Source organism: Methylophaga sp. UBA3603 (assembly GCF_002375335.1).
GTDB lineage: Bacteria > Pseudomonadota > Gammaproteobacteria > Nitrosococcales > Methylophagaceae > Methylophaga.
On record NZ_DFMC01000002.1, the window covers coordinates 34542 to 61244 of the forward strand.

At 44.2% G+C, this 26703-nt stretch carries 28 protein-coding genes; 23 read left to right on the forward strand and 5 right to left on the reverse strand.

Annotated elements, in window-relative coordinates; translation table 11 throughout:
- Nucleotides 1–26: 26 nt before the first annotated feature.
- Both B4F66_RS00750 and B4F66_RS00755 read right to left on the reverse strand, forming a co-directional pair.
- Nucleotides 27–707 carry an OmpW/AlkL family protein gene (locus B4F66_RS00750; RefSeq protein WP_292358633.1) on the reverse strand — a complete coding sequence of 227 codons (681 nt, stop codon included), beginning with the start codon at nucleotides 705–707 and terminating at the stop codon, nucleotides 27–29.
- A 100-nt stretch (nucleotides 708–807) separates the two neighbouring features.
- A complete protein-coding gene (locus B4F66_RS00755) occupies nucleotides 808–1557 on the reverse strand; it encodes a fumarate/nitrate reduction transcriptional regulator Fnr (RefSeq protein WP_292358631.1) in 750 nt (249 codons plus the stop codon).
- Between the two features lie 97 nt (nucleotides 1558–1654).
- Between B4F66_RS00755 and hisB the strand changes: the two genes are divergently transcribed.
- From hisB to tatC, 10 genes are read left to right on the forward strand one after another with little or no spacing between them, the layout of a single operon-like run.
- Nucleotides 1655–2248, forward strand: coding sequence for an imidazoleglycerol-phosphate dehydratase HisB (gene hisB / locus B4F66_RS00760; RefSeq protein WP_292358629.1), 594 nt, complete (start codon nucleotides 1655–1657; stop codon nucleotides 2246–2248).
- 49 nt (nucleotides 2249–2297) lie between these two features.
- Nucleotides 2298–2933 (forward strand): imidazole glycerol phosphate synthase subunit HisH, encoded by a 636-nt coding sequence (gene hisH / locus B4F66_RS00765; RefSeq protein WP_292358627.1) that lies wholly within the window; start codon nucleotides 2298–2300, stop codon nucleotides 2931–2933.
- A 25-nt stretch (nucleotides 2934–2958) separates the two neighbouring features.
- On the forward strand, nucleotides 2959–3708 hold the full coding sequence (hisA, locus tag B4F66_RS00770; protein WP_292358625.1) for a 1-(5-phosphoribosyl)-5-[(5-phosphoribosylamino)methylideneamino]imidazole-4-carboxamide isomerase: 750 nt from the start codon (nucleotides 2959–2961) through the stop codon (nucleotides 3706–3708).
- A gap of 1 nt (nucleotide 3709) precedes the next feature.
- Nucleotides 3710–4483: an imidazole glycerol phosphate synthase subunit HisF gene (gene hisF / locus B4F66_RS00775; protein ID WP_292358623.1), complete on the forward strand. Its 774-nt coding sequence runs from the start codon at nucleotides 3710–3712 to the stop codon at nucleotides 4481–4483.
- Nucleotides 4480–4863, forward strand: a complete 384-nt coding sequence (hisI, locus tag B4F66_RS00780) for a phosphoribosyl-AMP cyclohydrolase (RefSeq protein WP_292358622.1) — start codon at nucleotides 4480–4482, stop codon at nucleotides 4861–4863. The genes hisF and hisI overlap by 4 nt, the downstream gene beginning before the upstream one ends.
- Entirely contained in the window at nucleotides 4860–5180 is a 321-nt protein-coding gene (locus B4F66_RS00785) for a phosphoribosyl-ATP diphosphatase (protein WP_292358620.1), read from the forward strand. Before hisI ends, B4F66_RS00785 begins: the two co-directional genes overlap by 4 nt.
- Entirely contained in the window at nucleotides 5177–5515 is a 339-nt protein-coding gene (locus B4F66_RS00790; RefSeq protein ID WP_292358618.1) for a histidine triad nucleotide-binding protein, read from the forward strand. The genes B4F66_RS00785 and B4F66_RS00790 overlap by 4 nt, the downstream gene beginning before the upstream one ends.
- A 9-nt stretch (nucleotides 5516–5524) precedes the next feature.
- Nucleotides 5525–5770, forward strand: coding sequence for a Sec-independent protein translocase subunit TatA (gene tatA, locus B4F66_RS00795; RefSeq protein WP_292358616.1), 246 nt, complete (start codon nucleotides 5525–5527; stop codon nucleotides 5768–5770).
- Between the two features lie 5 nt (nucleotides 5771–5775).
- The gene (tatB, locus tag B4F66_RS00800) at nucleotides 5776–6099 is read left to right on the forward strand and encodes a Sec-independent protein translocase protein TatB (RefSeq protein WP_292358614.1); all 324 of its coding nucleotides are present in this window, start codon (nucleotides 5776–5778) and stop codon (nucleotides 6097–6099) included.
- Nucleotides 6089–6832, forward strand: coding sequence for a twin-arginine translocase subunit TatC (tatC, locus tag B4F66_RS00805; RefSeq protein ID WP_292358612.1), 744 nt, complete (start codon nucleotides 6089–6091; stop codon nucleotides 6830–6832). Before tatB ends, tatC begins: the two co-directional genes overlap by 11 nt.
- A 51-nt stretch (nucleotides 6833–6883) precedes the next feature.
- Here the strand turns inward: tatC and B4F66_RS00810 are convergent, their stop codons facing one another.
- Together B4F66_RS00810 and B4F66_RS00815 are read right to left on the reverse strand one after the other, a co-directional pair.
- The gene (locus tag B4F66_RS00810; protein ID WP_292358609.1) at nucleotides 6884–7228 is read right to left on the reverse strand and encodes a pentapeptide repeat-containing protein; all 345 of its coding nucleotides are present in this window, start codon (nucleotides 7226–7228) and stop codon (nucleotides 6884–6886) included.
- 12 nt (nucleotides 7229–7240) lie between these two features.
- Nucleotides 7241–7489 (reverse strand): hypothetical protein, encoded by a 249-nt coding sequence (locus tag B4F66_RS00815; protein ID WP_292358608.1) that lies wholly within the window; start codon nucleotides 7487–7489, stop codon nucleotides 7241–7243.
- Nucleotides 7490–7662: 173 nt separating this feature from the next.
- Between B4F66_RS00815 and B4F66_RS00820 the strand changes: the two genes are divergently transcribed.
- The 3 genes from B4F66_RS00820 to B4F66_RS00830 are packed head-to-tail and all read left to right on the forward strand — an operon-like array spanning nucleotide 7663 to nucleotide 12850.
- Nucleotides 7663–8610: an ABC transporter substrate-binding protein gene (locus B4F66_RS00820; RefSeq protein ID WP_292411539.1), complete on the forward strand. Its 948-nt coding sequence runs from the start codon at nucleotides 7663–7665 to the stop codon at nucleotides 8608–8610.
- Nucleotides 8611–12588, forward strand: coding sequence for a sensor domain-containing protein (locus tag B4F66_RS00825; RefSeq protein ID WP_292358605.1), 3978 nt, complete (start codon nucleotides 8611–8613; stop codon nucleotides 12586–12588).
- 25 nt (nucleotides 12589–12613) lie between these two features.
- Nucleotides 12614–12850, forward strand: coding sequence for a TIGR02647 family protein (locus B4F66_RS00830; protein WP_292358603.1), 237 nt, complete (start codon nucleotides 12614–12616; stop codon nucleotides 12848–12850).
- Here B4F66_RS00830 and folA read toward each other — a convergent pair.
- Nucleotides 12847–13332, reverse strand: coding sequence for a type 3 dihydrofolate reductase (gene folA / locus B4F66_RS00835; RefSeq protein WP_292358602.1), 486 nt, complete (start codon nucleotides 13330–13332; stop codon nucleotides 12847–12849). The two genes, B4F66_RS00830 and folA, sit on opposite strands and share 4 nt — an antisense overlap.
- Before the next feature lie 98 nt (nucleotides 13333–13430).
- Here folA and B4F66_RS00840 point away from each other — a divergent pair, with 98 nt between their 5' ends.
- The 10 genes from B4F66_RS00840 (at nucleotide 13431) to B4F66_RS00885 (ending at nucleotide 26659) form a co-directional block, all read left to right on the forward strand.
- Nucleotides 13431–15044 (forward strand): Na/Pi cotransporter family protein, encoded by a 1614-nt coding sequence (locus tag B4F66_RS00840; protein ID WP_292411538.1) that lies wholly within the window; start codon nucleotides 13431–13433, stop codon nucleotides 15042–15044.
- A 245-nt stretch (nucleotides 15045–15289) separates the two neighbouring features.
- Entirely contained in the window at nucleotides 15290–17464 is a 2175-nt protein-coding gene (locus B4F66_RS00845) for a primosomal protein N' (protein WP_292358599.1), read from the forward strand.
- A gap of 77 nt (nucleotides 17465–17541) precedes the next feature.
- Nucleotides 17542–19305 carry an arginine--tRNA ligase gene (gene argS / locus B4F66_RS00850; RefSeq protein WP_292358596.1) on the forward strand — a complete coding sequence of 588 codons (1764 nt, stop codon included), beginning with the start codon at nucleotides 17542–17544 and terminating at the stop codon, nucleotides 19303–19305.
- A gap of 10 nt (nucleotides 19306–19315) precedes the next feature.
- Nucleotides 19316–19912 (forward strand): SPOR domain-containing protein, encoded by a 597-nt coding sequence (locus B4F66_RS00855; protein ID WP_292358594.1) that lies wholly within the window; start codon nucleotides 19316–19318, stop codon nucleotides 19910–19912.
- A 94-nt stretch (nucleotides 19913–20006) separates the two neighbouring features.
- Nucleotides 20007–21281, forward strand: a complete 1275-nt coding sequence (locus tag B4F66_RS00860; RefSeq protein ID WP_292358592.1) for a formylmethanofuran dehydrogenase subunit B — start codon at nucleotides 20007–20009, stop codon at nucleotides 21279–21281.
- 12 nt (nucleotides 21282–21293) lie between these two features.
- Nucleotides 21294–22961, forward strand: coding sequence for a formylmethanofuran dehydrogenase subunit A (locus tag B4F66_RS00865; RefSeq protein ID WP_292358590.1), 1668 nt, complete (start codon nucleotides 21294–21296; stop codon nucleotides 22959–22961).
- A complete protein-coding gene (gene fhcD, locus B4F66_RS00870) occupies nucleotides 22958–23860 on the forward strand; it encodes a formylmethanofuran--tetrahydromethanopterin N-formyltransferase (protein ID WP_292358588.1) in 903 nt (300 codons plus the stop codon). The genes B4F66_RS00865 and fhcD overlap by 4 nt, the downstream gene beginning before the upstream one ends.
- Nucleotides 23857–24672: a formylmethanofuran dehydrogenase subunit C gene (locus B4F66_RS00875; protein ID WP_292358586.1), complete on the forward strand. Its 816-nt coding sequence runs from the start codon at nucleotides 23857–23859 to the stop codon at nucleotides 24670–24672. The genes fhcD and B4F66_RS00875 overlap by 4 nt, the downstream gene beginning before the upstream one ends.
- Before the next feature lie 159 nt (nucleotides 24673–24831).
- Nucleotides 24832–25842: a class 1 fructose-bisphosphatase gene (locus tag B4F66_RS00880; RefSeq protein ID WP_292358584.1), complete on the forward strand. Its 1011-nt coding sequence runs from the start codon at nucleotides 24832–24834 to the stop codon at nucleotides 25840–25842.
- Nucleotides 25843–25921: 79 nt separating this feature from the next.
- Nucleotides 25922–26659 (forward strand): dienelactone hydrolase family protein, encoded by a 738-nt coding sequence (locus B4F66_RS00885; protein WP_292358581.1) that lies wholly within the window; start codon nucleotides 25922–25924, stop codon nucleotides 26657–26659.
- Nucleotides 26660–26703: the final 44 nt, after the last annotated feature.

The following is a 26703-nucleotide window of genomic DNA, read 5'->3' on the forward strand; positions in this document are numbered from 1 at the left end:
GCTTTTTTAGGGCCTTAGAGAGGAATTTAGAAACGGCGGCCTATACCGATACCATAAACAAAGGGATCAATATCAGCATCAATTTTTGCGCTATTGGTGCCAAGTACATTTTTGAAACTGGCTGTCGTATCAATGTCCAGATATTTGACATCCATATTGATAAACCAATCCTGATTGATGGCAATATCCACCCCGGCTTGTGCAGCCCAACCCCAGGAGCTGTCCAGTTTGACCTTATCGCCTGGACTGCTAAGTAAAGAACTGCTCGGAACTTCTTCATCAAAGAAGTAGGTGTAGTTCACCCCGGCCCCGATATAAGGACGAATATTTGAGCCTGGCAAAAAGTGATATTGCAGCGTCAATGTGGGTGGCAGTACTTTAGTATCAATGACGTCACCCAGAGCAGCCCAGCTTTTCTCACCGGTAACCGTGTGTTCTGAATAACCTAAAATCAACTCTACTCCCCAGTTGCGGTTGATCATATAGGTAATATCCAGTTCTGGAACCGTATCGCTATCGACTTTTACCCCTTTAAATCCAGTATCTGCACCATTGAGGCTGAGAGTGCCGCTGCTATCATTTGGATTCACATTGATAACACGTCCCCGTATTAACCAGTCACCGGCCTCATAAGCCATCACGGTTGAAACAGGGCTGGCAAGACCAGCAGCAAGCAGGATTGAGGAAATCAGGGGAATTTTTTTCATGGCACGACTCCGAATAATGATCTGTTGTGGAACACAATTTCAGATCATACGGAGTATCTGGAGATCAACATTGATCCAGGTCAATAAAGTGCGGTTCAGGCTATCCGCAGCGTTGTTTTAATGCTGGCAGGTCTAAAATCGTTACTTCTTTGCCCTGAATCGACAATAGCTGCTGATCCTGTAACTGGGTAAATAAACGACTGACCGTTTCAATCGCCAATCCCAGATGGTTGGCAATATCCCCACGGGACATGGTCAATTGAAATGACATCGACGAGTAACCACGTTCACTGAAACGTTGTGATAGAGACAGTAAAAAACTAATCAGCTTTTCCTGGGCGGTTTTTTTGCCGAGAGACAACAATAAATTTTTATCCGATGACAATTCTTTGCTCAAACGGGTCATCAATTGATTTTGCAACTCCGGGATAGTCGCACTGAATTCCTGCAGGCGCTCATAAGGCAATTCGCAAACACTGCTGGCTTCAAGTGCCCGGGCTGTGGATAAATAACGTTGCTGGTAAATTGCATCCATACCAATAAATTCACCGGGGAAATAAAAGCTGGTGACCTGTTCGCGCCCATCCGTCGCAGAGATCGTGGTTTTGAACGAACCAGAACGAACAACAAAGATTGTTTTAAAAGTAGAGGAGGGTTCAAACAGAATCTGGTGGCGTTTATATCCAGCACTGCGTTTAATGATTTGATCGAGCTTGGTCAGGTCATCCCGATGCAGCCCCAAGGGCAGGCATAACCGATACAAAGCACATGATTGACAGGCGAGCTGATGATGATGTTCAACCTTAGCCAAGTCCTCAAATAATGGCGTAATCACCCGAGCTTGTGTCATTTTATTATCCGTAAAAAAGTCACAGGACATGATAACGCTTCAAACCCGCCACTGAAACAGTTATTATTTGTTTTTATTTCAGTTTTCAGGAAAGCAAATGACCGTTCGTAGCGCCACTGTTGCGCGTAACACGCTCGAAACTCAAATTGAAGTCTCCATCAATCTGGATGGAAGCGGAAAATTTCAATCCGAAACCGGCGTGCCATTCCTTGATCACATGATGGAACAGATTGCCCGTCACGGTTTATTCGACCTGCAAATCAACGCCAAAGGCGATCTGCACATTGATGCTCATCATACCGTTGAGGATGTTGGTATCACAATTGGTCAGGCATTAAAAAAAGCGCTGGGGGATAAAAAAGGTGTGGTCCGTTATGGTCATTCCTATGTCCCACTGGATGAAGCTTTGTCTCGTGTAGTATTGGATTTATCTGGCCGACCCGGCTTTGAATTCGATGTGACATTTACTCGAGACAAAATCGGTGAATTTGATGTTGATTTGTTTTATGAATTCTTTCAGGGTTTAGTCAATCATGCCGGTATTACATTGCATATTGATAATCTTAAAGGCCGAAATGCGCATCATATTGCTGAAACCATTTTTAAAGCGTTCGGTCGGGCCCTGCGAATGGCTGTCACATTAGATGAACGAGCCTTACAGCAATTGCCATCCACCAAGGGCGCATTATAATCGGTTAACGATTTTATAACTCTCACATTCTAGAGCAGGTCTTTGTTTTATGCGTTGCGTTGCAGTTATTGATTACGGCATGGGTAATTTACGCTCAGTCTCCAAAGCATTGGAAGCCGTAGCTGATAACCACACTAAAATTCTCGTTACCGCTGATCCGTCAGAGATTCGGGCAGCAGATCACATCGTATTCCCGGGTGTCGGCGCGATTCGTGACTGTATGGCGGAACTCAAAAAACTTGAACTCGACAGGCTCATCTGTGAAATGGCCAGCAAAAAACCTTTTCTGGGAATTTGTCTGGGTATGCAGGCTTTATTAACGCATAGTCAGGAAAACCAAGGCTCGGCTGGATTGGACATCATTGAAGGTGACGTTCTGTATTTTAAAGAAGCGGTTGAGCAGGGCCTGAAAGTACCACACATGGGCTGGAATGAAGTCGAACAAACCTGCGTCCACCCCTTATGGCAAGATATACCACAGAATAGTCGCTTTTATTTTGTTCATAGTTTTTATGTACAGCCTGCCGATGAAACCAAAATCTCTGGTCGTAGTCATTACGCTTTACCTTTTGCAGCAGCGTTGGCGCATGAAAACCTTTTTGCAGTACAGTTTCACCCCGAAAAAAGCCAGCATGCCGGCTTACAGTTATTGAAAAATTTTATTAATTGGGACGGTCAGTCCTGACATTTTGTTTGATGGAGAAAGCGTTATGTTATTAATCCCTGCCATTGATCTTAAAGAGGGTCACTGCGTTCGATTGCGTCAGGGACGCATGGAAGATAACACCGTATTTTCAGAAGATCCGCTGGCGGTTGCAACCAGATGGGTTGAAGCCGGTGCCAAACGTTTGCACATGGTGGATCTGGACGGTGCTTTTGCGGGTAATCCGGTTAACGCTGATGTTATTCATCGAATTTGCGCTGCATTTCCTGATCTTGATGTACAGGTTGGTGGTGGCATTCGTGATGAAGACACCATCCAAACCTACCTGGATGCTGGTGTTCGCTATGTCATTATTGGCACAAAAGCCATCAATGCTCCGCATTTCGTTGGCGATGTTTGTGCCGAGTTTCCGGGTCATATTATTGTTGGTCTCGACGCCAAAGACGGCAAGGTTGCAATCGATGGCTGGTCCAAGTTGTCCAATCACGATGTCATCGATATTGCCCAACAGTTTGAACAGGATGGTGTTGAGGCTATTATTTACACCGATATCAGCCGAGACGGCATGATGCAGGGTGTTAATCTTGAGTCCACTCGTGACCTTGCTCGCGCCATTAATATCCCGGTAATTGCTTCCGGCGGTGTCAGCAACTATGACGATATCAAGGCCCTTTGCCATTACGAATCAGAAGGTGTTATGGGGGCCATTATCGGCCGTGCAATCTATGAAGGCACCATCGATCTGGCGGAAGGTCAATCGCTGGCTGATCGTTTGAATCCACCGTTACAGTTCTGATATGGCACTGGCAAAACGCATAATTCCCTGTCTTGATGTTGATGCCGGTCGTGTCGTAAAAGGTGTGCAGTTTGTCGATATACGTGATGCCGGCGATCCAGTTGAAATTGCCAAACGTTATGATGAACAGGGCGCAGATGAACTGACTTTTCTGGATATCACTGCCACACATCACAACCGTGACACCATGGAAGATGTTGTCAAAGCTGTTGCCAGTCAGGTATTTATTCCACTGACGGTTGGTGGTGGCATTCGAACTGTAGCGGATATTCGTCGCATGCTGAATGCTGGCGCAGATAAAGTTGGTATTAACTCTGCAGCGGTTAAAAACCCGGATTTTGTTCGTGAAGCTGCCGAAAAATTTGGTTCGCAATGCATCGTGGTCGCTATTGATGCCAAACGTGTTTCTGCAGAGGGTCAGACACCAAGATGGGAAATTTTTACCCATGGTGGTCGCCAACCAACCGGCATTGATGCCGTAGAGTGGGCCAAAAAAATGGTTGAGCTTGGCGCTGGCGAAATTTTACTGACCAGTATGGATCGTGATGGCACCAAATCCGGTTTTGATTTAGAGCTAACCCGAGCTGTCAGTGATGCGGTTGTGGTACCGGTGATAGCCTCTGGTGGTGTGGGTAAATTGCAGGATCTGACTGATGGTATCAAATTAGGTCATGCCGATGCGGTACTGGCCGCCAGCATCTTTCATTTCGGTGAACATACTGTCGGCGAAGCCAAGCAGCAAATGGCAGAACAAGGCATTGAGGTACGTTTATGACGGCATGGCTGGAACAGGTCAATTGGGGAAACGATGGCTTGCTTCCCGTTATCACACAAGAGTTTTCAACTAAGCAAGTACTTACTTTAGCCTGGATGAACCGTGAGTCATTACAGCTAACGGCTGAAACTGGCCACGCTGTTTATTGGTCAAGATCCCGGCAAAAACTGTGGCATAAAGGTGAACAATCCGGCCATCAGCAAATCATCAAATCTATACGTATTGACTGTGATCAGGATGCCATTTTGCTTGAAGTTGAACAGATAGGTGGCATCGCCTGTCATACTGGTCGGCATCATTGTTTTTTCACGGAACTGCAAAATGGTGAGTGGCAAACCACGGAGCCAGTGCTAAAAAACCCCGATGAGATATATAAATGAGTGATACCTTGCAAAAACTGATGTCGGTACTCAATGATCGTAAAAAAGCAGATGCCGATAGCTCATATGTTGCCAGCCTCTATGCCGCAGGCACGGATAAAATTCTGAAAAAACTGGGCGAAGAAGCCACCGAAACGGTTATCGCCGGAAAAGCTGGCGATAAAGATCAAATTATCTATGAAACAGCCGATCTTTGGTTTCATTCAATGGTATTACTGGCGCATAATAATATTGATGTTGATGACGTTCTACATGAGCTGGATCGTCGGTTTGGCTTATCAGGCCTCGAAGAAAAAGCCAGCAGGAGCAAAAAATGACTGATTGTATTTTCTGCAAAATTATTGCCGGTGAGATTCCATCCGCGAAAGTTTATGAAGATGAACTGATCTATGTGTTCAACGATATTAACCCCAAAGCTGCCGTGCACCTGTTAGTGATTCCAAAACAACATATTGCCAGGCTGGATCAGCTTGATGAGAGTCATCAGGAATTAATTGCACATATGTTTCTTAAACTTCCTGAACTAGCTCAGTCTCAAGGCCTAACGACGGGTTTTCGTACTATTATAAATACCGGACCCGGTGGTGGTCAGGAAGTCGATCATTTACATATTCATTTGTTAGGCGGCAAAAACCTGCCTGGCTTTCATTAGGAGTGCACCATGGGATTTGGCGGAATCAGTGTATGGCAATTATTGATCGTCTTGGTCATCGTCATTTTGCTTTTCGGCACTAAAAAACTGCGTTCTCTAGGCGGTGATCTGGGCAGTGCCATTCGCAGCTTTAAATCCTCAGTCCGTGATGGCGAAGAGGAACAAAAAAACGATTCCAGCAATCTTAAACATGACGATGACAGTGAAATCCAACAAAAACAGCAGCACGAAGAACACGACTCAACTAAACGTTAATCGCCGTGTTTGACGTAGGTTTTTGGGAGTTACTGTTAATTGCCGTAGTGGCTTTAATTGTTGTCGGGCCGGAAAAGCTCCCTAAAGTTGTTCGCGTCTGCGGTTTATGGATTGGCCGTGCCAATGCCTCACTTCAGGCGGTCAAAAACGACATTGCAAAAGAATTACGGGCCGAGGAAATCAAACAAGCGTTCAAAAAACCGGATGATTTACCCGATCTGAATGAAGTTATTGATATCGATGAACCGGTAAAACCCAAACAGAATCCTTCAGCTAAAACTGATAATGATTCTGATGAAGATAAAAAGCAGGCTGAAGATGGAAAATAGTGAACAACAACCACTGATTTCCCATCTGGTTGAACTTCGGGATAGATTATTGAGAGGCATTCTGGCGGTGTTAATCATTGCCGTGTGTTTGTTACCGTTCGCCAATGAGCTTTATCTGATTTTATCAGCCCCATTGCTGGAGCATTTACCCGAGACCAGCTCGATGATTGCCACCGAAGTGGCTTCACCATTCCTGACACCTTTCAAACTGACCCTGACGGCCGCCATTATGCTGGCGATGCCCGTCTTGTTATATCAACTGTGGGCGTTTATTGCTCCCGGCCTCTATAAACATGAAAGACGTATTGTCTTTCCTTTGATGTTCGCCAGTACAGTGTTGTTTGTTCTCGGCATACTATTCGCCTATTACGTTGTTTTCCCACTGGTGTTTGGTTTTTTGACGCAAGCGGCACCGGAGGGCGTGGCTGTAATGACCGACATCAGCAGCTATCTGGATTTTGTACTGAAACTGTTTTTTGCCTTCGGATTGGCGTTCGAAGTGCCCATCGCGACGTTACTATTGATTTGGAGCGGTGTTTCCACACGACAAAGTCTTATTGAAAAAAGACCTTATGTGATCGTTGGAGCATTTGTGATTGGTATGTTACTGACACCACCCGATGTGATTTCTCAGACGCTTCTGGCCGTGCCTGTCTGGTTATTATTTGAACTGGGCCTGCAGGTATCAAGATTACTTCCCAAGGCAAAAGATTCTACCGAAGAGCTATCCTAAGGCTTGCTGATCTTTTATTGCAGTCTCTGTACTTACTGATAGATGAAAAACCTAGTCTCTATAACGCATTCGGGTGCCATGTTGCAGTGAAAGGTTAATTTCATCAGCTGTTAGCGATGCTGGAAAGTAAACGCCGGAAATTTTCGCCCCATGAATACTGGCACCGCGCAGACTGATGCTTTGACTGAAATCAATCCCGCGTAAATCTGCCTGACGAAAATAACTGTTACTGAAATCCAGACCGCTGGCAATTAGTCCCTGAAGATTGAGATGACGAAAATCACAACTGGTTAAATCAACAGTTTCACCCTTGGCGATGCGATGATTAAATTCTTCAACTTTTCCATCACGTAACAGTTGGTAAAGCGGATCTTGTGTGATTTTTGGTTCAGCCATCGTTGTAGCGCCTTAAACAGTAATATCTATCGTTCCGCCTGGATTTTCCGGATCAAAGCCAACGGATTCATTTTGGGTCGCTTCATTTACCACCGCCGTTGTCTGTAAACTGGTTGGCGCCTGCTCCTGAGCAACCGTTGTCGATGCCGTTTCGCTATTCTGCTGAACAGGTGTCTGACGGCCTACCAGCTGATTTTCAGAGGATAGGGGATTGGTCAATGTGGGCTGACCACTAAAAGGGGCAATGCCTGGAATTTCCATTTTTCTGCTCCTGATTAAAACAACAATTACAGCTTACTCTTATAATTGCGATATTGTAAACGCATGTATCTGAAAAACCATGGGTTTTCTCTCAATTTTAAGCAATATTAGCAAATACTATTTTAGTGTGGTTTTTATGCTATCGTTGGGTTTACTCAACTAAGAGGGAGTGGATGATGCCCCCGGGTAAACGGATTTTGTATTTTCTGTTCATTTTATCCAGCCTGATTGCCTGTAATCCGCAGACAGAAAAACCGTTGCGAGTAGGGACTGTTCCGTGGGCAGGGTACGAATTACTCTATTTAGCGCGTGATCTGCACTATTACAATAACGCACAGATCCAACTAAAAGAGTTGGCTTCCAGCACAGAAGTTATGCATGCCTTCCGCCAGGGCCAGCTGGACATGGTAGCGACTACCCTTGATGGTGCACTTAGGATGGCTGAAACCCAATCCGATATCAAAATAATCCTGATCTTCAATATTTCCAACGGAGCCGACAAACTGATGGTTGAGCCCACCATCACTTCACTCAAAGCGCTAAAGGGTAAACGTGTTGGCGTTGAACAAAGTGGCGTCGGCGCGTATATGATGTCGCAGGTTCTACAGCTGGCAGGGCTAGATAGAAAGGACATTACCATCATTCCTACCACGGTGAATCAGCATTCTTCTTTGCTAACAAATCAACTCGTTGATGCGGTTATAAGCTTTGATCCTGTTGCGTATAAACTTCAGCAACAAGGTTATATTAATCTGTTTGATAGTCGACAACTGCCCGCGCCAATCGTTGATGTGCTGGTGACACGTGATAGCGCTTTAACATTACAGAAAAAAAGCATTCAACAACTACTGGAAGGCTATTGGCAAGCTCGGGACTACATGGCGAAAAATCCACAGGACGCTTTCATCAGAATTGCCCCACGTCTGGATATTTCAACTGAAGAACTTGAGCTTCTTTATCAGCAGCTGATTTTGCCGGAAAGAGAACATCAGCAAAATATTTTTAATCAACAGCTGAAAACCATTATTGAGTCTGTTGCAAAGATGATGATAGAAGTTGGATTGTTAGAGAAAAAACTTGATAGTCGGCAGCTTCTAATTGATGAAACAATGGATTTATAGATGAATCCAATTCAAACCTATCGACTGACATTATGGCTACCACTGGCCATCACCCTGTTGTTTGTTTTTATTTTGTTGTTTTATTCAGTCAATGAATACCGGCATCGGCTGTTAGATATAAAAGAAGTCTCCAAGATTCAACTCCAGGAAACAGCATTACAACTGGGGCATAGTCTTGAATATGCCCTTGCCAATAATGATTCACAGCATGCACGAAGTAGTGTTGCCAGATTTTCATTACGGACTGATGCACAACTGGCAGTATTGATTGATGCTAATAATGTCATTGAATCATCTTCGTATTTTATCTGGCAAGACCAACCGGCCGAGAAGGTTCTCGATGATGAAATGTTGCAGTATGTAAAACTGGCCCGCTCACAAAAGAGATACTTTGAAACAAGTAATGAAAAAGGGGATTCGCTAACCTTTTTTTTACCTTTGCTTGAAGCGGATCAACAAAAGGTTTTAGTACTGCAGAATTCCATTAAGAACAAACTCGAAACAGCCAAAACAGAGATCCTCAATGCCATTGCTCCTTTGCTTTTGCTGATAACGATAGCCAATATCCTGATGATTTTTCTGATTCGTAAATTGGTTATAAGGCCATTAAACGCGCTGCAATACCTGACTGAACAGATCCAGAATCAACAATTTGAGTTAATCAATCCACTTAAAGGTGACACTAAGCAAGCACAAGTGGGCCAGACATTAGTCGATGCTGCCAGACAACTGCAATCTCATATCAGCATTCTGACTGAAAATGAGCAGCGTTTACGCATCACACTGGAATCTATCGGTGATGCCGTTATCGTTACCGATGCCTCAGGCAATATCACCCGTATGAATCGCGTTGCCAGCGAATTAACTGCCTGGCCGGAAGAGGATGCCATTGGACTTCCGTTACTCAATGTTTTTGACATATATCAAGCCGAGACTGGAGAGAAGCTAACCAATCCGGTAGATCTGGTCATACAAAATGGTGAAGTGGTTGAATTATCCAATCACACTGTACTGAAGGCCAGAAATGGCGTGAGCTATCACATATCTGATAGTGCAGCACCAATTCGGCTGGATCATAATCGCGGAACCGAAATTCTTGGCGTGATTCTGGTCTTTACCAATGTGACTAACCAATATCGCTTACGTCAAGAGTTACGCCAGTCAGTCGATTTTCTGAAAAACCTGCTCACCATTAGCCCTTGTGTCACTTATATTCTGGACGTAAAGCAAGATACCACGACTGAATTTCGTCTGAGCTATGTGAGAGAATCCGTTATTCATTACTCTGGGCATCCTGCCGAATACTGGTTAAGCCAGCCAGAAGTCTGGCAACAATCTGTTCATCCCGCTGATATTAATAAGGTTAAACAGACGTTGTTGACTGTATTGCAGTCAGATAAACCGGTGAGCAATCAATTTCGTTTTCGTCACCGTGATGGTCATTACATTACCGTTGAAGATCACCTGTCAGTAGTAAAAGACCAACACACAGAAAAACTGCAAATTGTCGGCGTTGTACTGGATATTAGTGAACAAAAGCATACTGCCGAGCAGAATGCATTGTTTGGCGAAATCCTCGAAAAATCACTTAATGAAATATATGTGTTTGATGCCGAAAGCTTCCAGTTTATTCATGTAAATCATGGTGCTCTCATCAATCTGGGCTATAGCCTTGAAGAGATACATAAGCTGACTCCCCTGGATATCAAAACAGACTATAACCTCACAACGTTAAAAGCATTAATTTCACCATTACGCAGTGGTGAAACGCCAAGGTTAATTTTTGAAACCAATCACCGGCGTAAGGATGGCAGTCAGTATGCCGTTCATGTTGATTTGCAAACAGCGTTCTATGGCGAGAGAGAGGTATTTATCGCCATTATTGAGGATATATCTGAACAAAAACAGGTGGAAAAGATCCTTTCTCAGGAACGTTCCTTGTTGCGAAGTATTATCGACTCATCACCCGATTTGATTTTCTGTAAGGATGATCAAGGCAGATATATCCGCTGTAATAAGGCCGTAATGGAGTTTTTGGCTACCACAGAATCAGACATTATTGGAAAAACCGACTTTGAGTTTTATCCGGAAAGAGAAGCACGCAATTATCGGCACAGCGATCAACTGACGCTGCAACATAACACCAGCCAGTTTTATGAAGAAACCGTATATGGAGCAAAGGGACAAAAAGGATTATTTGAAACCCTGAAAACCCCTCTCAAAAATGAAGCTGGCAAAACTATAGGGGTTCTGGGCATCAGTCGCGACATCAGTCGGCAATATGAAGCGGATAAGGAGTTACGCCTGGCCAGTCTGGTATTCGAGAATAGTAATGAAGGCATTATTATCACCAATGAAAACAACCTGATTATTACCGTTAATCCTGCCTTCACAACCATGACCGGCTATTCTCTCGATGATGTGGCCGGGAAAAACCCTTCGATTCTTAGTTCTGGGGAGCATGATCAGTATTTTTATGAACAAATGTGGACGCAACTTGAGCAGCAGGGATTTTGGTCGGGTGAGGTACAAAATCGCCGGAAAAATGGTAAAACCTATCCACAATGGTTATCGATCAGCCGTGTTGAAAACGCCCAGCAGCAACTGCAAAACTATGTCGCCATCATGTCTGATATCAGTAAATATCGTGAAGCCGAACAAAAAATTAACTTTCTGGCACATCACGATGTTCTGACCAGTCTGCCGAACCGGGCATTACTTAAGGATCGTGTGGGGCAAGCACTGATTTCTGCTGAACGGCATCGGCAAAAACTGGCTTTACTCTATCTGGACCTGGATCGCTTTAAATTTATCAATGACAGTCTTGGGCACGCCATAGGGGATCAATTACTGATTAAGGTCGCGGAAAGGTTGAACCGGCAAATGCGTGAGGAAGACACGGTATGTCGCACCGGTGGTGACGAGTTTATAATTTTATTACCGGATACCGACGCTGATGGAGCTGGCCATGTGGCTCAGAAACTGGTTGAAAATATCACCACACCTTTTGAAATTGATGGGAATCAGTTATTTGTCACCGTTTCAATCGGTATCAGTATTTACCCTGATAACGGTAGGGATGCGGAGAGTCTAAATAAACATGCTGATACGGCAATGTATCGTGCAAAACAGGCCGGTCGAAATCAATATCAGTTTTTTACTGCAGAAATGCACTCACAAATTGTTTATAAACTGGAACTTGAACATGCCTTGCGTTTTGCTCTGGCTCGCAATGAGCTTTCTCTGGTCTATCAACCACTGGTTGATATCAAACTGAATAAAATCACCGGTGCCGAGGCATTGATACGCTGGAACCACCCGGAACTCGGGATAATCTCTCCACTGGAATTCATACCCATTGCAGAAGAAACCGGGATGATTAATCCGATAGGTCAGTGGATATTGCACACCGCAATAGGTCAATGTAAACAATGGGTAGATGCCGGACATACAGATTTATTAATTGCTATCAATCTCTCTGCGGTGCAATTCAATAATCCCTTGCTGGTCACTATGATTAACACCATTCTCCACGAACATCAGTTACCAGCAGATAATCTGGAGCTGGAAATCACAGAATCGGTCGCCATGATCAATATAGATCTGACAATAAAGCAATTAAAATCATTGGCAGATGCAGGTATCAGGTTATCTCTGGATGATTTTGGTACTGGCTATTCGTCGTTAAATTATCTGAAAAAATTCCCCATCAATAAACTAAAGATTGATCAAAGCTTTGTGTTTGACATGCTCACCGATGAAGATGATGAAGCCATCGTCGATGCTGTTATTACGCTGGCACGCTCACTCGGTTTGAAAACTCTGGCAGAAGGGGTGGAAACACCTGAACATCTTCGGGCATTGAATAATAAAGGCTGTGATTTTATGCAGGGTTATTTGTTTAGCAAACCTGTTCCAGCAGAACCATTTTTAAATTTATTAAATCATCCACCCTTCGGTAATTTAGGCGTAGACTGAATACAAACAGGTAATGGAGCCGGATATGCAACAGCAAAAAATTGATCAGATCGAAGTGTTATTACAATTTGATCCCAGTAATAATTTGCAAGGAATCAAAATTCACCATTCAACCGCTCGTGATGGTCTGGTGGAAGCAGCACAGAAATTATTTGATAACGGACTGATCAGCCAACCTGATGGCGGTTATCTGACCGATCTCGGCCATGAAGCATCTGAACATTTACATACCGCTTTACAGCTAATGTCACCACCGAATTAAACTCGCTGATAAACCTCGAAGCTATAGGCATAGTCATTTTTCTCATCAGCCGGGTGGGATTCCTGGCTGAGTAATTGCCATTGACTTTCATCCCATGCGGGAAACCAGGTATCCCCTTCAAGCTCTGCATGCACCCGAGTCAGGTAGAGTATATCGGCGTCATCAAACATTTGCTTAAACAGCGATGAACCGCCAATGACCATCAACTCTTCAGCATCCGCTGCGGCATTTAAACCATCCTCGATGGAGTGAACAACATCACAGCCCGGCGCCTGATATTCCGGCAGAGAACTCACCACAATGTTTTGCCGTCCAGGAAGAGGCCGGCCAATAGATTCATGAGTATGACGCCCCATTAAAATGGGTTTACCCATGGTGATACGGCGAAAGTATTGCAAATCAGCAGAGAGTCGCCAGGGGAGATCATTATCCTTCCCAATTAATCCATTTTCATCCATTGCTACTACAAACGCCGTTTTCATCGGTCACCTCATTCAATAACTTTGGCATAGCATAGCATCGCTGTTTTTTTATCCGGTATTATCAATTCAATTAATAAAATCAATAAGTCGGGTAATAGATGATGAATATGCTGGGATCGCTGATAGGTGGCTTGGGTTTATTTATGCTGGGGATGTGGTTGATGTCTGACGGCCTTAAACAAATTGCCGGGGACAGACTCAACCAAATCCTTAAAAACTGGACCAACAGCCGTCTGCGCGGCTTAAGTGCGGGTTTTCTGCTGACCGCGTTCATTCAACATTCCGGTGCCGTTACTCTGGCCACTATTGGGTTTGCCAATGCCGGTATTCTCAGCCTCCGAAGAGCGATGTGGATTGTTTTTGGCAGCAATGTCGGTACGACGGTCACAGGATGGTTGGTTGTGCTGATAGGTTTCAACCTGAATATTGAACATTTTGCCTTACCGCTGATTGGAATCGGCATGGCGATGCGCTTATTAAACAGTAATCGAGCCTATGCGAATATTGGATTGGCACTTACCGGTTTTGGCCTGTTGTTTCTGGGAATTGCGGCTTTAAAAACGACCTTCTCAGGCGCGGATAGTTTATTTGATTTGCACTTCTCCAGTGGATTGCTAGCGGTTGATATTTTGTTGTTTGCATTGGCTGGTTTGATTCTGACCACTTTACTGCAATCTTCCAGCCTTACTTTAACTCTTGCATTGACTTCGCTCGCTGGGGGAATTATCGACTTATTACCTGCCGCTGCAATTGTGATTGGCAGTAATCTAGGGTCAACTACGACAGCTATATTCGCCGTTATCGGCAGTCAGCCGGTCGCTAAACGTATTGTCGCCAGTCATGTTCTTTTTAATCTGCTAACAGCAATCGTCAGTCTTTTTTTGCTGGTGCCGTTAATCTGGATTATCCATTGGTTTCAGCAATTAGTGGTTGATGATGTGCAATTTACTACCACATTAGTTTTATTCCACACAGTATTTAATTTATTAGGTGTAGCACTTATCTGGAAGCTGGCCGATCCCCTAGAAAACTGGTTAAAAACAAAATTTTTAGCAACAGATGAAAATATTGCAGAAACAAAATATCTTGATAACACCACATTAAAGATTCCCAATCTGGCAATCACCTCTATTCGACTTGAATTAATCCGATTGAATAAACATGTTTTAAAGATGGTGACTCACTGTATCCATAAAAACCGTTCAATCAGCTGGTTAAAACAGCAACATGCCTTCACCGAGCAAAATATTTTAAAAATTGGCAAATTCATTCACAAACTCTATCAACAACACATTAATGAACAGATTACTGAAAAAACGGCTGATTTATTACGCGTTTCGCAGTACTGTGATGCAATTTCTGCCTTAACCGTTGCTATCGCTGAAAATCGTGCTTTATCAAGTCATCCGATTGAGGCCCAACTGCAGCAACAGCTCACCAATTTTAATGTGGATTGTTTACTGCTAATTGATGTTTCTGCATTAGATAAGCCCAATCCATCCTTAACAAACCAGCTCGACAGCTTGGAAAAAACCTATCTTTCCTTAAAGTCATTGTTATTGCGTCGAGGTGCAGAGGGAAGACTTTCAATCGCGCGCATGGAAAAAGAATTACAAGCCATATCTCAACTGCGAAGAATTTGTCAGCAGGCTGTAAAAGCCAGCCTTTTTTTTAATAACAGTCAACTCGATCATGTTATTGATAAACAGTAAAAACAGGCTTAACAACTACGGTATGCTTTGCTTATAAAACAAGGCATAAGCTGTGGATAAAATCACCTGTGGATAAGTCGTTAAGTTATCCACAAGAGATCGATCCCGCAACGATAAACTTATACACAGTTGGTTTATTATTTAACGTAATGAATAAAAAGGCTTTTCAGGATTAATACAGCTATCCACAGGACTAAAGCATTAACATCATTAAAAGATCTCTTTTATTTAATTAGTATTGTTTAATGAGTTGCATTGTCGAAATTGCCTTAGCTTGTCCCTTACGTCAGACGTTTGATTATCTGAGCGATGAACCGGTTGAACACTGGCAACCTGGTATGCGTGCTGTAATTCCATTTGGCAGCAGACAGTTGATAGGAATCGTGATTGCCATCAAACCTATCAGCGAGATTTCTACCGGTAAACTCAAAAAAATCGAACAGCAAATTGATAAACAAAGTTTCTTACCAGCAGAAATCATGCAGCTGGTACAGTGGGTAAGTCGTTATTATCATCATCCTATTGGCGAATGCTTTCAGGCAGCATTACCCAAGAAACTCCGTCTGGGTGATAGCGATGAAATGCAAACCGAAACCTATTGGGCCTTGCAACAGATACCGGCTAATAAACCGGGTAAAAAACAGCAGCAGATCCTGGATTTACTGGAGGACTATCCGGAAGGACTCAGTGAAAAAGCATTACGGGTTCAATTAGGCAATGTAAAAAGCAGTTTGTCTGCTTTGGCACAACAAAACGTAATTACTGCCAGACAACACGTTGCATTACCGGTCCCCTGTCTTGAGTTACAACAAACTGTTTCATTAAATAACGAGCAAAAACAATCTGTTGAAAAGGTTATTGCAGAAAAAGAGCAATTTTCATCTTTTTTATTGCAAGGTATCACCGGGAGTGGCAAAACAGAGGTTTATATTGAAATATGTCGTGAATTTGTCGAAAAACAGCAACAGGTTTTAGTGTTAATTCCAGAGATTGGATTAACCACACAGTTTGTTGAACGTTTCCGTCATTCCCTTGCAGCCAATATCGTTGTTATAAACTCATCGGTCTCAGATGCTGATCGTAAACAGGCTTGGTTATTGGCCAGATCGGGTAAGGCCGACATTATTATTGGTACCCGCTCTGCAGTTTTTACTCCCATGCTCAATCCGGGACTGATAATCATCGATGAAGAACATGACAGTTCCTATAAACAACAGGATGGACTGCGTTATCACGCCAGAAATGTGGCATTGATGCGAGCTAAGTCACTGAATATTCCCATTGTTCTGGGCAGTGCAACGCCTTCTCTGGAAACCCTTTACCAAGTAAAATTAAAACGTTATCAGTTACTTAAGTTAACAAAACGTGCGGGTGGAGCGACACTACCCAACATTAAACTTATTGCTGCCAATAAAACAGCAGATAACAATGGTTTAAGTTCAGTGTTAATTAATTCTATTGAAAAACATCTGCAGCAAAATCATCAGGTTTTATTATTTATAAATCGTCGTGGATTCGCACCAGTTTTGATGTGTCATGAATGTAATTGGCAGGCGAATTGCCGAAGTTGTGATGCCAAAATGGTGGTTCATCAACATCAAAACCGTTTGTTTTGTCATCATTGTGGTTTGATCCAGACACTACCGAAAAAATGTCCTGAATGTGGTAATTCCGAACTTAAAAGTTATGGCGTCGGAACAGAGAAAATTGAGCAGGCTCTGACAGCAATTTTTAACGATGTACCCGTTTTACGGATTGATCGGGATAGTACCCAACGGGTCAATGCCTTTGCCAATATGGTCAAACAGATTAATCAGGGTCAGGCGGCTATTCTGGTGGGTACGCAGATGCTGGCTAAAGGGCATGATTTTCATGATGTGACGTTGGTCGGTGTTGTGGATGCGGATCAGGCCTTATTCAGTGCTGATTTTCGAGCAACGGAAGGGCTGGCACAGTTAATTACTCAGGTAACTGGTCGGGCTGGGCGTGGCAAAAAGTCGGGGGAAGTCTTGATACAAAGCGAACAACCGGAGCACCCTTTCTGGAAAAAATTACTGCAGGATGGTTATGAAGCTATCGCTGAAAATTTATTAGCAGAGCGAATTCAAATGGAGCTGCCCCCTCATGGTTTCTGGGCAGTCTGGCGCGCCGAGGCAAAAGAAGCCGATTTAGCTATGCAATTATTACAACAGGTTGCCGAATTATTGCAGCAAACCGCATCAGCGGTCATGATTTTAGGACCGGTTCCAGCTTTAATGGAAAAACGTGCCGGTCGATATCGGGCACAATTGCTGATGCGATCCGCAGATCGTGCATCGTTACACCAATTAATCGACCAACATATCAGAGCTGTCAGCAAGCTTAAACTGGCGCGAAAAGGTCGTTGGTCGATTGACATCGATCCTACTGAATTAATCTAATCGGCTGGATGATGTCATCCGCTAGTCTGATCGGTTAAAATGCGCCATCACAATTCTGTTATCCGGACTTCATTACCTTGAAAGACCAATTAAAAGAACTTATTGAAAGTGCTTTAGCTTCGTTGATTGCCCAACAAAGCCTTCCTGCAGATGTTTCATCGGCTGATGTTCAGCTGGAGCGAACCAAAGATCGCAGTCATGGTGATTTCGCCAGTAACATTGCGATGGTATTAGCCAAACCCGCCAAAATGAATCCTCGGCAGATAGCGACATTGATTGTTGATGCGCTTCCACAGCATGAAATGATCGAGAAAGTAGAAATTGCCGGTCCAGGGTTTATTAATTTCAGCTTATCCGCTAGCTCAAGGCAACAGGTAGTGGCAGATGTCTTGAAAAAAGCCGGCCAATTTGGTCTGAGCAATTACGGCAATGGTCAGAAAGTTCAGGTGGAGTTTGTTTCGGCCAATCCAACCGGACCACTGCATGTAGGCCATGGCCGTGGCGCGGCATATGGTTCAGTAGTCAGCAGCTTGTTAAAAGCAGTAGGGTTTGATGTCCACCGTGAATATTACGTAAATGATGCTGGCCGTCAGATGGATATTCTAGCCACCAGTGTCTGGCTGAGATACCTGGAAAAATGTGGCGAACAGTTTACTTTTCCAAGTAACGGTTATCGTGGGGAATACGTCTTAGACATTGCTGAAACCTTAAAACAACAGCATGGAAATGCATTGTTGCATTCAGCATCTCAGGCTTTTAATGGTGTTCCAGCGGATGAACCCCAAGGTGGTGATAAAGAACTTCATATTGACGGGCTGACACAACAGGCCAAAAATCTTCTCGGTGCAGATGTGTATCGTCAGCTTTTTGATTTGGGCCTCAATGCCATTCTGGATGATATTCGTAATGATTTGGCTGGGTTTGGTGCCGAATACGATGAATGGTTTTCTGAGCGTTCATTGGTGGAATCCGGTGTGGTTGATGAAGCTGTGGAACAATTGAAAGCCGCGAATATGCTGTATCAGCAGGATGGTGCTTGGTGGTTTAAATCCACTGATTTTGGCGATAAAAAAGACCGGGTGGTGGTTCGTGACAATGGTCAGGCAACCTATTTTGCTTCTGATGTCGCTTATCACCTCAATAAATTTAATCGTGGCTTTGATCAGATTATTGATATCTGGGGAGCCGATCATCACGGTTACATTACGCGGGTTAAAGCCTCTATGGAGGCGCTGAATCAGGATGTCAGCAAGCTGAAAGTTTTACTGGTGCAGTTTGCTGTGTTGTACCGTGGTAAAGAAAAAGTCGGTATGTCGACTCGTAGCGGAGAGTTTGTCACATTACGCGAACTACGGGATGAGGTTGGTAAAGATGCTGCCCGTTTCTTTTATGTGATGCGCGGTGCTGACCAGCATATGGATTTTGATCTTGAACTGGCAAAATCACAAAGTAATGATAATCCGGTATATTACGTTCAATATGCACACGCACGTGTCTGCAGTGTTTTCCGCCAACTGGCAGAAAGACAGCTGAACTGGGATGAGCAGACAGGAATAGACAACCTGTCTTTATTGACCGAAGATCATGAACAGGCTTTGTTTACCATGTTGTCACGTTATCCGGAAGTGGTGGAACTGGCAGCCATAACACATACTCCCCATTTATTGGCGCATTTCCTAATGGATTTGGCACGTGATTTTCACACCTACTACAACGCTCACCAGTTTATGACAGATGATATTGATTTAAGTCAGGCACGGCTGACGCTGATCACCGCTGTCAGACAGGTTATTGCCAATGGTCTTGGGTTAATGGGCGTTTCAGCGCCACAATCAATGTAAGAGGTTTTTTGTGGCAACCAGAAGAAATACGCGTAAACAGTCTTCAAAACAAGGTGGAAGCATGCCTTGGGGACCAATGTTAATCAGTTTTGCCGTGGGTGCTTTTGTGATGTTTTTATTGCACCTGAAAGAAAATGTTCCAGCGGATAAACAACAGGCAAAAACCACTCAGCAACAGCAAAAAAAATCGAGTGTGGAACCCACTTTTGATTTTTATACGTTACTACCCGAAACCGAGGTGGTGGTAGAAAAGCCCAAAACTATTGCTAATCAACCCCAGAAACCAATCGTTTCCTCGCCACCCGAAGAAATTTCGGCACCGCCAGAGCAAACACAGCAGGCCGCAACTGAAGCACCGGCAGATGACGTTAGCTTCATGATTCAGGTGGGGTCGTTCAAAAAACTTGAAGATGCTGATGGTTTCCGCGCCAGATTAGCCTTTTTAGGTATTGAATCAAAAGTACAAACCGTCACAATTGATAATACCGATACATGGCATCGGGTGCAGGTTGGGCCGGTGGTAGGGCGAAGTAAGGCTGATGCATTACAGAAACAGCTACGTGATAATGATATTGATTCACTCCTGCTAAGGGCAAAGCATGGATAACGCAATGCACATTTTCTGCTGAGTGTCCGGCTGGACTTGAAGCAGGTCATAATGGCCCCAGTGTATTTAATTGAAAACTATCGAGGACAGCGATATGACAGAAAACAGTACGGCCACCGTTTGGCATGAAGTTGCCAGTCCATTTTGTGGAATAGCGTCCGATGATCTGACGATAGAGGTCAACGGCAATACTGTTAAAGTGCTGGAAAATGGCGATGCTGTCACCCGGCCAGGTTTTGAAACACCTATCACCGATACTCAGCCCCGAATTAACGGCAAAGAGGTCACACTGGATCAAGCTGTTTCGCATATTGCTGATTTACTGATTAACAGCAAACAACCATTAATTGCCGGTCTGGGAACAGACTTGAATGGTGCGCGTGCAGCAATGGCGCTTGCCGATAAAAGTGGCGCTACCATCGACAGTTATTATTCTCCAGCCGCATTTCGCAATATTTTGGTATTACAGGACACGGGCTATATGACCACCACACTGACAGAAGTCAGAAACCGGGTGGATTTACTAGTGCTTATTGGTACCGATATTGAATCTACTTTTCCACGTTTTTATGAACGTATGGTGTGGAACAAGGAAAGTATGTTTGGTCAGGATATTGAGTCTCGTGAAGTTATTTATTTAGGCAAACCCCCAAGTGGTGATGCATCCACTTCACCAAATGGTAAAAAGGCTCAGGTTATTGCCTGTGATAATGCAGATTTACCGGAAGTCGTATCTGTTTTACGTGCTTTAGTGAAGGGTAAACAGATTCAAACTGAAACCGTCGCGGGTATTGCAGTGAGCGATTTATTAGCGCTGGCAGACAAGTTAAACGCCGCTAAATATTCTGTAGTGACCTGGTCAGCCGGGCAGTTAGACATTGATCACGCAGAAGCGACCATTCAAAACGTATGTGAAATGATCAAAGAGATCAACGCGACAACCCGCAGTAACGGTCTGCCGATAGGTGGAAAAGAAGGTGATACGACGGTAAACGCGGTGGCTTCCTGGCAAAGTGGATATCCAATGCGTACAACGTTTAATCGTCGTTTCCCGGATTATGATCCGTTTTTGAATGACAGTAAACGTATTCTGGCGAATGATGAAAGTGATCTTTTAATCTGGGTATCCAGTTTCAATACAGCGGTGACACCACCTCAATCATCAGCAAATACCATTGTGCTTGGACGCAGTGGTATGCAGTTTGAAACAGAACCGGAAGTTTATATTCCGGTGGGTGTTCCGGGTATTGATCATGAAGGGCGAACCTTCCGCAGTGACAGTGTGGTTTCAGTGCCGCTCAGAAAATTACGCGACAGCGGCTTACCCAGCGTGTTTGAAGTTCTCAGTGCGGTCGAAAAGGCCCTGTAAACGGAGAGAAAGATGCTTTTAAAATTAACCGGCGGACGTATTATTGACCCGGCACACGATGTAAATGACGTAGTGCGGGATATTTATATCCGAGATGGACGTATTGTCGAAAAGCCGACCGATGGTCGGGTCGATGAAGAAATAGATGTAAGTGGCAAAGTCATTATGGCCGGCGCTATTGATATGCACACCCATATCGGCGGTGGTAAGGTCAATATTGCCCGTACCATGTTACCCGAAGACCATGCTGAAGCCGTTTATGAACGCACCGAACTATTACGTTCCGGCACAGGCCATGCGGCTCCAAGCACTTTGACGACAGGTTATCGTTACGCAGAGATGGGGTATACCGCAGGCTTTGAACCGGCCGTTTTACCGATTAATGCCCGTCAGGCTCATATGGAAATGCATGACACACCAATTATCGATAAAGGTGGTTATGTGATGCTTGGCAGTGATGATTTTCTGTTGCGTATGATGGCGGCCAATTCCGATCAAGAAGCGATTAATAACTATGTCGCCTGGACCATTAATCATGCTCAGGCCGTAGGCCTTAAAGTAGTTAATCCTGGCGGTATCAGTGCCTTTAAATTTAATCAGCGTAAGCTGGATTTAGACGAAAAAAATGATTTTTATGGCGTCACGCCACGCGATATTCTGCATAGATTGTCACGTGCGGTGCAGGAAATCGGTGTGCCACATCCTTTGCATGTACACGGTTGTAATTTAGGTGTACCAGGTAATATGCAAACCACACTGGATACCATTCAGGGTGCTGAAGGCGTGCCGATGCATCTGACGCATATTCAATTTCACAGTTACGGTACTGAAGGCGATTTCAAATTCTCCTCCGGTGCGGCTGAAATTGCTGAGGCGATTAATAAACACAAAAACATTACCGTCGATGTCGGGCAGATCCTGTTCGGTCAGACAGTAACCGCTTCTGGCGATAATATGCGTCAGTTCGCCGGTGCTCCACATGCGCATCCTAACAAATGGGTGTGTATGGATATCGAATGTGAGGCCGGTTGCGGTGTAGTGCCGTTCAAATACAAAGACCAAAGTTATGTGAATGCATTGCAATGGATGATAGGTCTGGAAACCTTCCTGATGGTTGATGATCCATGGCGTATATTCCTGACCACTGATCATCCAAACGGTGCGCCATTTACCAGTTATCCACATCTGATTAAGTTATTAATGGATAAGTCTTTCCGTAACGATATGCTGTCTACCTTGCATCCGGAAGCACAGAAAGCCACCCATCTGGCTTCATTGGATCGCGAATATTCATTGTATGAAATTGCTATTATGACAAGGGCCGGTGCAGCAAAACTGGTTGGTCTGGCGGATCGTGGACATCTGGGAATTGGTGCGGCAGCAGATATTACCGTTTACACAGACAACAGCGATCGCGAAAAGATGTTTGAAAAACCGGATTATGTATTTAAAGATGGTGAAATGGTGGTGCGTCAGGGTCAGGTCATCAAAATTACCTGGGGTACTACTCATGTGGTTAAACCGGAATATGACGTCAGCATTGAAAAACCGCTGCAACAATATTTTGATAAATTCCATACCCTGAAAATGAGCAACTTCAAAATCAGTAACGACGAAATCGTCGATGATGGTCGTGGTAGCTTAACGATACAGCCGCTGCATAAGGGAGGCAGACTATGATCATCAATGGCGTCAGCATTGATAAAACTTTTGCTGAAGCGTTTCCGATGAAAGGAACGCGAATTATCATTACCGCTCAGAATCTGGAATGGGCAATGCATTCAGCTACTGCCTTCACCGGTTTTGCTACATCGGTTATTGCCTGCGGTTGTGAGGCCTCCATTGAACGAACATTAGAGCCTTCTGAAACCCCTGATGGCCGTCCCGGTGTTGCTTGTCTGATTTTTGCCATGGGCGGTAAAGGACTGGCGAAACAGGTTGAAACCCGTGCTGGCCAGTGTGTTTTAACTTCGCCGACATCTGCTTTATTTTCAGGGATTGAAGGTGAAGATGGTAAAGAAATTGCTTTGGGTAAAAACCTGCGTTTCTTTGGTGATGGTTATCAGATATCAAAAATGATTGATGGTAAACGTTACTGGCGTATTCCGGTGATGGATGGTGAATTTCTAACCCAGGAAAATACCGGCGTGGTTTCCTCTGTTGGTGGTGGTAACTTCCTGATACTCGCCGAGTCGCAGCCTCAGGCACTGGCAGCGTGTGAAGCAGCTGTTAAGGCCATGAAACAACTGCCTAATATCATTATGCCGTTTCCGGGCGGTGTGGTTCGCAGTGGTTCAAAAGTGGGTTCCAAATACAAAGCGTTAAACGCCTCAACCAATGATGCATTTTGTCCGACCTTGAAAGGTCAGACTAAATCCGAGTGTTCACCAGAAGTCGAGTCCGTCATGGAAATCGTTATTGATGGCTTAAGCAAAGAAGATATAGACAAAGCCATGCGTGTCGGCATTCAGGCCGCATGTGATTTAGGCGCTGAAAACGGTATTCGCCGAATCAGTGCTGGTAACTATGGTGGCAAACTGGGTCCATTCCACTTTCATCTGCAGGAGATCATGGCATGACAGCACTGACTCTTAAACTTAAAACGGATTTGGCACAACGTGTTGATTGCTCTCCTTTAACACCCGATAAACTGGCGGGTAAAGATGTTGCAGATATTGCTGCGATGGAACTGGTCAGTGGTCGTTTAACGCTACCGGTAGAGGAACTGTTTGATATCAGTGGTGATGATGTAAATGACATTCGCTTTGAAAATAGCTCAGCCAAACTGGATCATATCGGTCATGCTATGAGTGAGGGTCGGATTACCATCAAAGGTGATGCCGGTGCTTATCTCGGGCAGTTTATGACCGGTGGAAATATTGAAATCACCGGAAACACTTTTATTTATACCGGCTGTGAAATGAAAGGCGGTCAAATAAAGATTAACGGTAATGCCGGAGATTTTGTCGGCGCGGCTCGTAGCGGATATAAAAACGGTATGACTGGCGGCATTATTATTGTGACGGGTAATACCGGAGCACGCACCGGCGATCATATGCGTCGTGGCATGATACTGATAGAAGGTAATGCGGGAGAATACTGCGGTTCACGGATGATTTCCGGCACCATCGCGGTATTGGGGGATGTCGGTAAACATTTGGGGTATGCCATGAAACGCGGCACGATATTGCTACCTAAAATGCCGCAGCATGGCATCACTGCCAACTTTAATGATTGTGGTTCACATACCTTGGCATTTTTACCATTGATGTTTGCTTCATTTAAAAAACTGGATAGCAAGTTTGCCAATGTTGAAGGATTTTCCCGGGTACAACGATACGCTGGCGATGTCGGTGGCATTGGCATGGGCGAGATTCTCGTTAAGATTTAAGGCTATTTGCTAGGGGGTTAGCCTGTCTAATCCCCGCCGTTTTTGAAACCCCATTGAACTGCTCTTGGCATTTTCACTGCCACTGGTTTACTCTCTTATTAACAGCTGCGAATCATCAGCTCAACTCCCAGAAAATAAATAGTCAAAGAGAGAAACGCCATGTCTGATATCGGCAAATCGGTTAATCAATTTATCGTTGAAGAACAAAGATCTCACCCCGATTCAACTGGTGATTTGACGGGATTATTAAGTGATGTAGTTAGTGCCTGCAAAAAAATCTCTCACTTGGTCAGCCGCAGCAATATTATTGGTCTTGGCGGTTATGCTGACAGTGAAAATGTGCAGGGTGAAACGCAGAAAAAACTCGATATCATTACCAATGAAGTAATGGTTGATCATCTGAAGTGGACAGGCCATCTGGCAGCTATGGCATCTGAAGAAATCGAAGAAATTATTCAGATCCCCAGCAAATTTCCCAAAGGCAAATATCTGATCTGCTTTGATCCTCTGGATGGTTCCTCAAATATTGATATTAATCTGTCGGTAGGTACTATTTTCTCCATTTTGCGTTGCCCTAATGATTGCAAAAATCCGACATTAAAAGACTTTATGCAGAAAGGCACTGAGCAGGTTTGTGCCGGCTTTACCGTTTATGGTCCGGCCACCATGTTGATTCTGACTACTGGTAATGGTGTCAATGGTTTTACGCTGGATAGTGATGTCGGTGAGTTTATTCTGACCCATCCCAATATGCGTATTCCCAAAGATACCGCCGAGTTTGCCATTAATATGTCCAATCAGCGTTTTTGGGAAGCTCCGATTCAAAAATATGTTGATGAATGCATTAAAGGTACTGAGGGTGAGCGCGAGAAAAATTTCAATATGCGCTGGGTTGCGTCAATGGTTGCTGAGGTTTATCGCGTGCTGACCCGAGGCGGCATATTTATGTATCCGATAGATTCCAAAATAGCCAAGCAGGGTGGCAAATTACGCTTGATGTACGAAGCCAATCCGATGAGTTTTATTGTTGAACAGGCAGGCGGGTTAAGCTCAACCGGTACCGAACGGATTCTGGATATACAACCCGAAAGCATTCACCAACGGGTACCAGTGATTATGGGATCCAGAAACGAGGTCGACAGAGTGGTGCGTTACCACAAGGATCACTAAAACGTTTGGCGATTCTCGCCAACTCTTTGCCAGCATTTTGGTCACATTAACCTACTTCTGTGTTTGGTAAGGAGAAATCATGTCGTTGAAAAGATGTTTATTACTGGGACTGATGGGAGCCTCAATGACTGCTGTTGCAGAAAATATTGATTACCAGATCAATGGGGAAACCTATCAAGGCTTTTATACCAGTGCTGCAGATAATGCCCCTCTAGTACTATTGATACACGACTGGGACGGTTTGACGGATTACGAAATCAAACGTGCCAATATGCTGGCAGAAGAGGGATATGCAGTATTTGCGGCGGACTTATTTGGTAAAGGTATTCGGCCCACAGAGGATAAAGATAAAAAGCAGCATACCGGTGAGCTGTACCAGGATCGGCAGAAGATGCGTCAACTGATAAAGGGCGCTTTAGATAAAGCTGCTGAATTAGGCGCCAATCGACAGCAAACCGTTGTTATAGGTTATTGTTTTGGTGGTGCTGCTGCACTGGAAATGGCACGTGCTGGAGAAGATCTGCAAGGTGTTGTCAGTTTTCATGGTGGTTTAAAAACACCTCCAGGTCAGGATTATGCTGATTCTTCAACTGAAATCCTGATTTTGCATGGTGCCGCAGATAAGGCTATTAGCATGCAAGAGTTTGCGGAGCTCAGCAACCAGCTTGAAGCTTTTAACGTACCTAACGAAATGATTGCTTATGGTGGAGCTGATCATGCTTTTACCGTATTTGGCATAGATCGGTATCATGCTGAGGCCGACGAAAAATCCTGGCATCGTCTTTTACAGTTTCTGGATGAAAAACGCTCAGAATAAACCTGTATGTATCGATAAGATTGTTCACAAGTTAAAAGAGTAAA

Coding starts and splice junctions, on each gene's coding strand:
- B4F66_RS00750 (WP_292358633.1), bottom strand. CDS start 707: ATGAAAAAAATTCCCCTGATTTCCTCAATCCTGCTTGCTGCTGGTCTT.
- B4F66_RS00755 (WP_292358631.1), bottom strand. CDS start 1,557: ATGACACAAGCTCGGGTGATTACGCCATTATTTGAGGACTTGGCTAAG.
- hisB (WP_292358629.1), top strand. CDS start 1,655: ATGACCGTTCGTAGCGCCACTGTTGCGCGTAACACGCTCGAAACTCAA.
- hisH (WP_292358627.1), top strand. CDS start 2,298: ATGCGTTGCGTTGCAGTTATTGATTACGGCATGGGTAATTTACGCTCA.
- hisA (WP_292358625.1), top strand. CDS start 2,959: ATGTTATTAATCCCTGCCATTGATCTTAAAGAGGGTCACTGCGTTCGA.
- hisF (WP_292358623.1), top strand. CDS start 3,710: ATGGCACTGGCAAAACGCATAATTCCCTGTCTTGATGTTGATGCCGGT.
- hisI (WP_292358622.1), top strand. CDS start 4,480: ATGACGGCATGGCTGGAACAGGTCAATTGGGGAAACGATGGCTTGCTT.
- B4F66_RS00785 (WP_292358620.1), top strand. CDS start 4,860: ATGAGTGATACCTTGCAAAAACTGATGTCGGTACTCAATGATCGTAAA.
- B4F66_RS00790 (WP_292358618.1), top strand. CDS start 5,177: ATGACTGATTGTATTTTCTGCAAAATTATTGCCGGTGAGATTCCATCC.
- tatA (WP_292358616.1), top strand. CDS start 5,525: ATGGGATTTGGCGGAATCAGTGTATGGCAATTATTGATCGTCTTGGTC.
- tatC (WP_292358612.1), top strand. CDS start 6,089: ATGGAAAATAGTGAACAACAACCACTGATTTCCCATCTGGTTGAACTT.
- B4F66_RS00810 (WP_292358609.1), bottom strand. CDS start 7,228: ATGGCTGAACCAAAAATCACACAAGATCCGCTTTACCAACTGTTACGT.
- B4F66_RS00815 (WP_292358608.1), bottom strand. CDS start 7,489: ATGGAAATTCCAGGCATTGCCCCTTTTAGTGGTCAGCCCACATTGACC.
- B4F66_RS00820 (WP_292411539.1), top strand. CDS start 7,663: ATGATGCCCCCGGGTAAACGGATTTTGTATTTTCTGTTCATTTTATCC.
- B4F66_RS00825 (WP_292358605.1), top strand. CDS start 8,611: ATGAATCCAATTCAAACCTATCGACTGACATTATGGCTACCACTGGCC.
- B4F66_RS00830 (WP_292358603.1), top strand. CDS start 12,614: ATGCAACAGCAAAAAATTGATCAGATCGAAGTGTTATTACAATTTGAT.
- folA (WP_292358602.1), bottom strand. CDS start 13,332: ATGAAAACGGCGTTTGTAGTAGCAATGGATGAAAATGGATTAATTGGG.
- B4F66_RS00840 (WP_292411538.1), top strand. CDS start 13,431: ATGATGAATATGCTGGGATCGCTGATAGGTGGCTTGGGTTTATTTATG.
- B4F66_RS00845 (WP_292358599.1), top strand. CDS start 15,290: ATGAGTTGCATTGTCGAAATTGCCTTAGCTTGTCCCTTACGTCAGACG.
- B4F66_RS00860 (WP_292358592.1), top strand. CDS start 20,007: ATGACAGAAAACAGTACGGCCACCGTTTGGCATGAAGTTGCCAGTCCA.
- B4F66_RS00865 (WP_292358590.1), top strand. CDS start 21,294: ATGCTTTTAAAATTAACCGGCGGACGTATTATTGACCCGGCACACGAT.
- fhcD (WP_292358588.1), top strand. CDS start 22,958: ATGATCATCAATGGCGTCAGCATTGATAAAACTTTTGCTGAAGCGTTT.
- B4F66_RS00875 (WP_292358586.1), top strand. CDS start 23,857: ATGACAGCACTGACTCTTAAACTTAAAACGGATTTGGCACAACGTGTT.
- B4F66_RS00880 (WP_292358584.1), top strand. CDS start 24,832: ATGTCTGATATCGGCAAATCGGTTAATCAATTTATCGTTGAAGAACAA.
- B4F66_RS00885 (WP_292358581.1), top strand. CDS start 25,922: ATGTCGTTGAAAAGATGTTTATTACTGGGACTGATGGGAGCCTCAATG.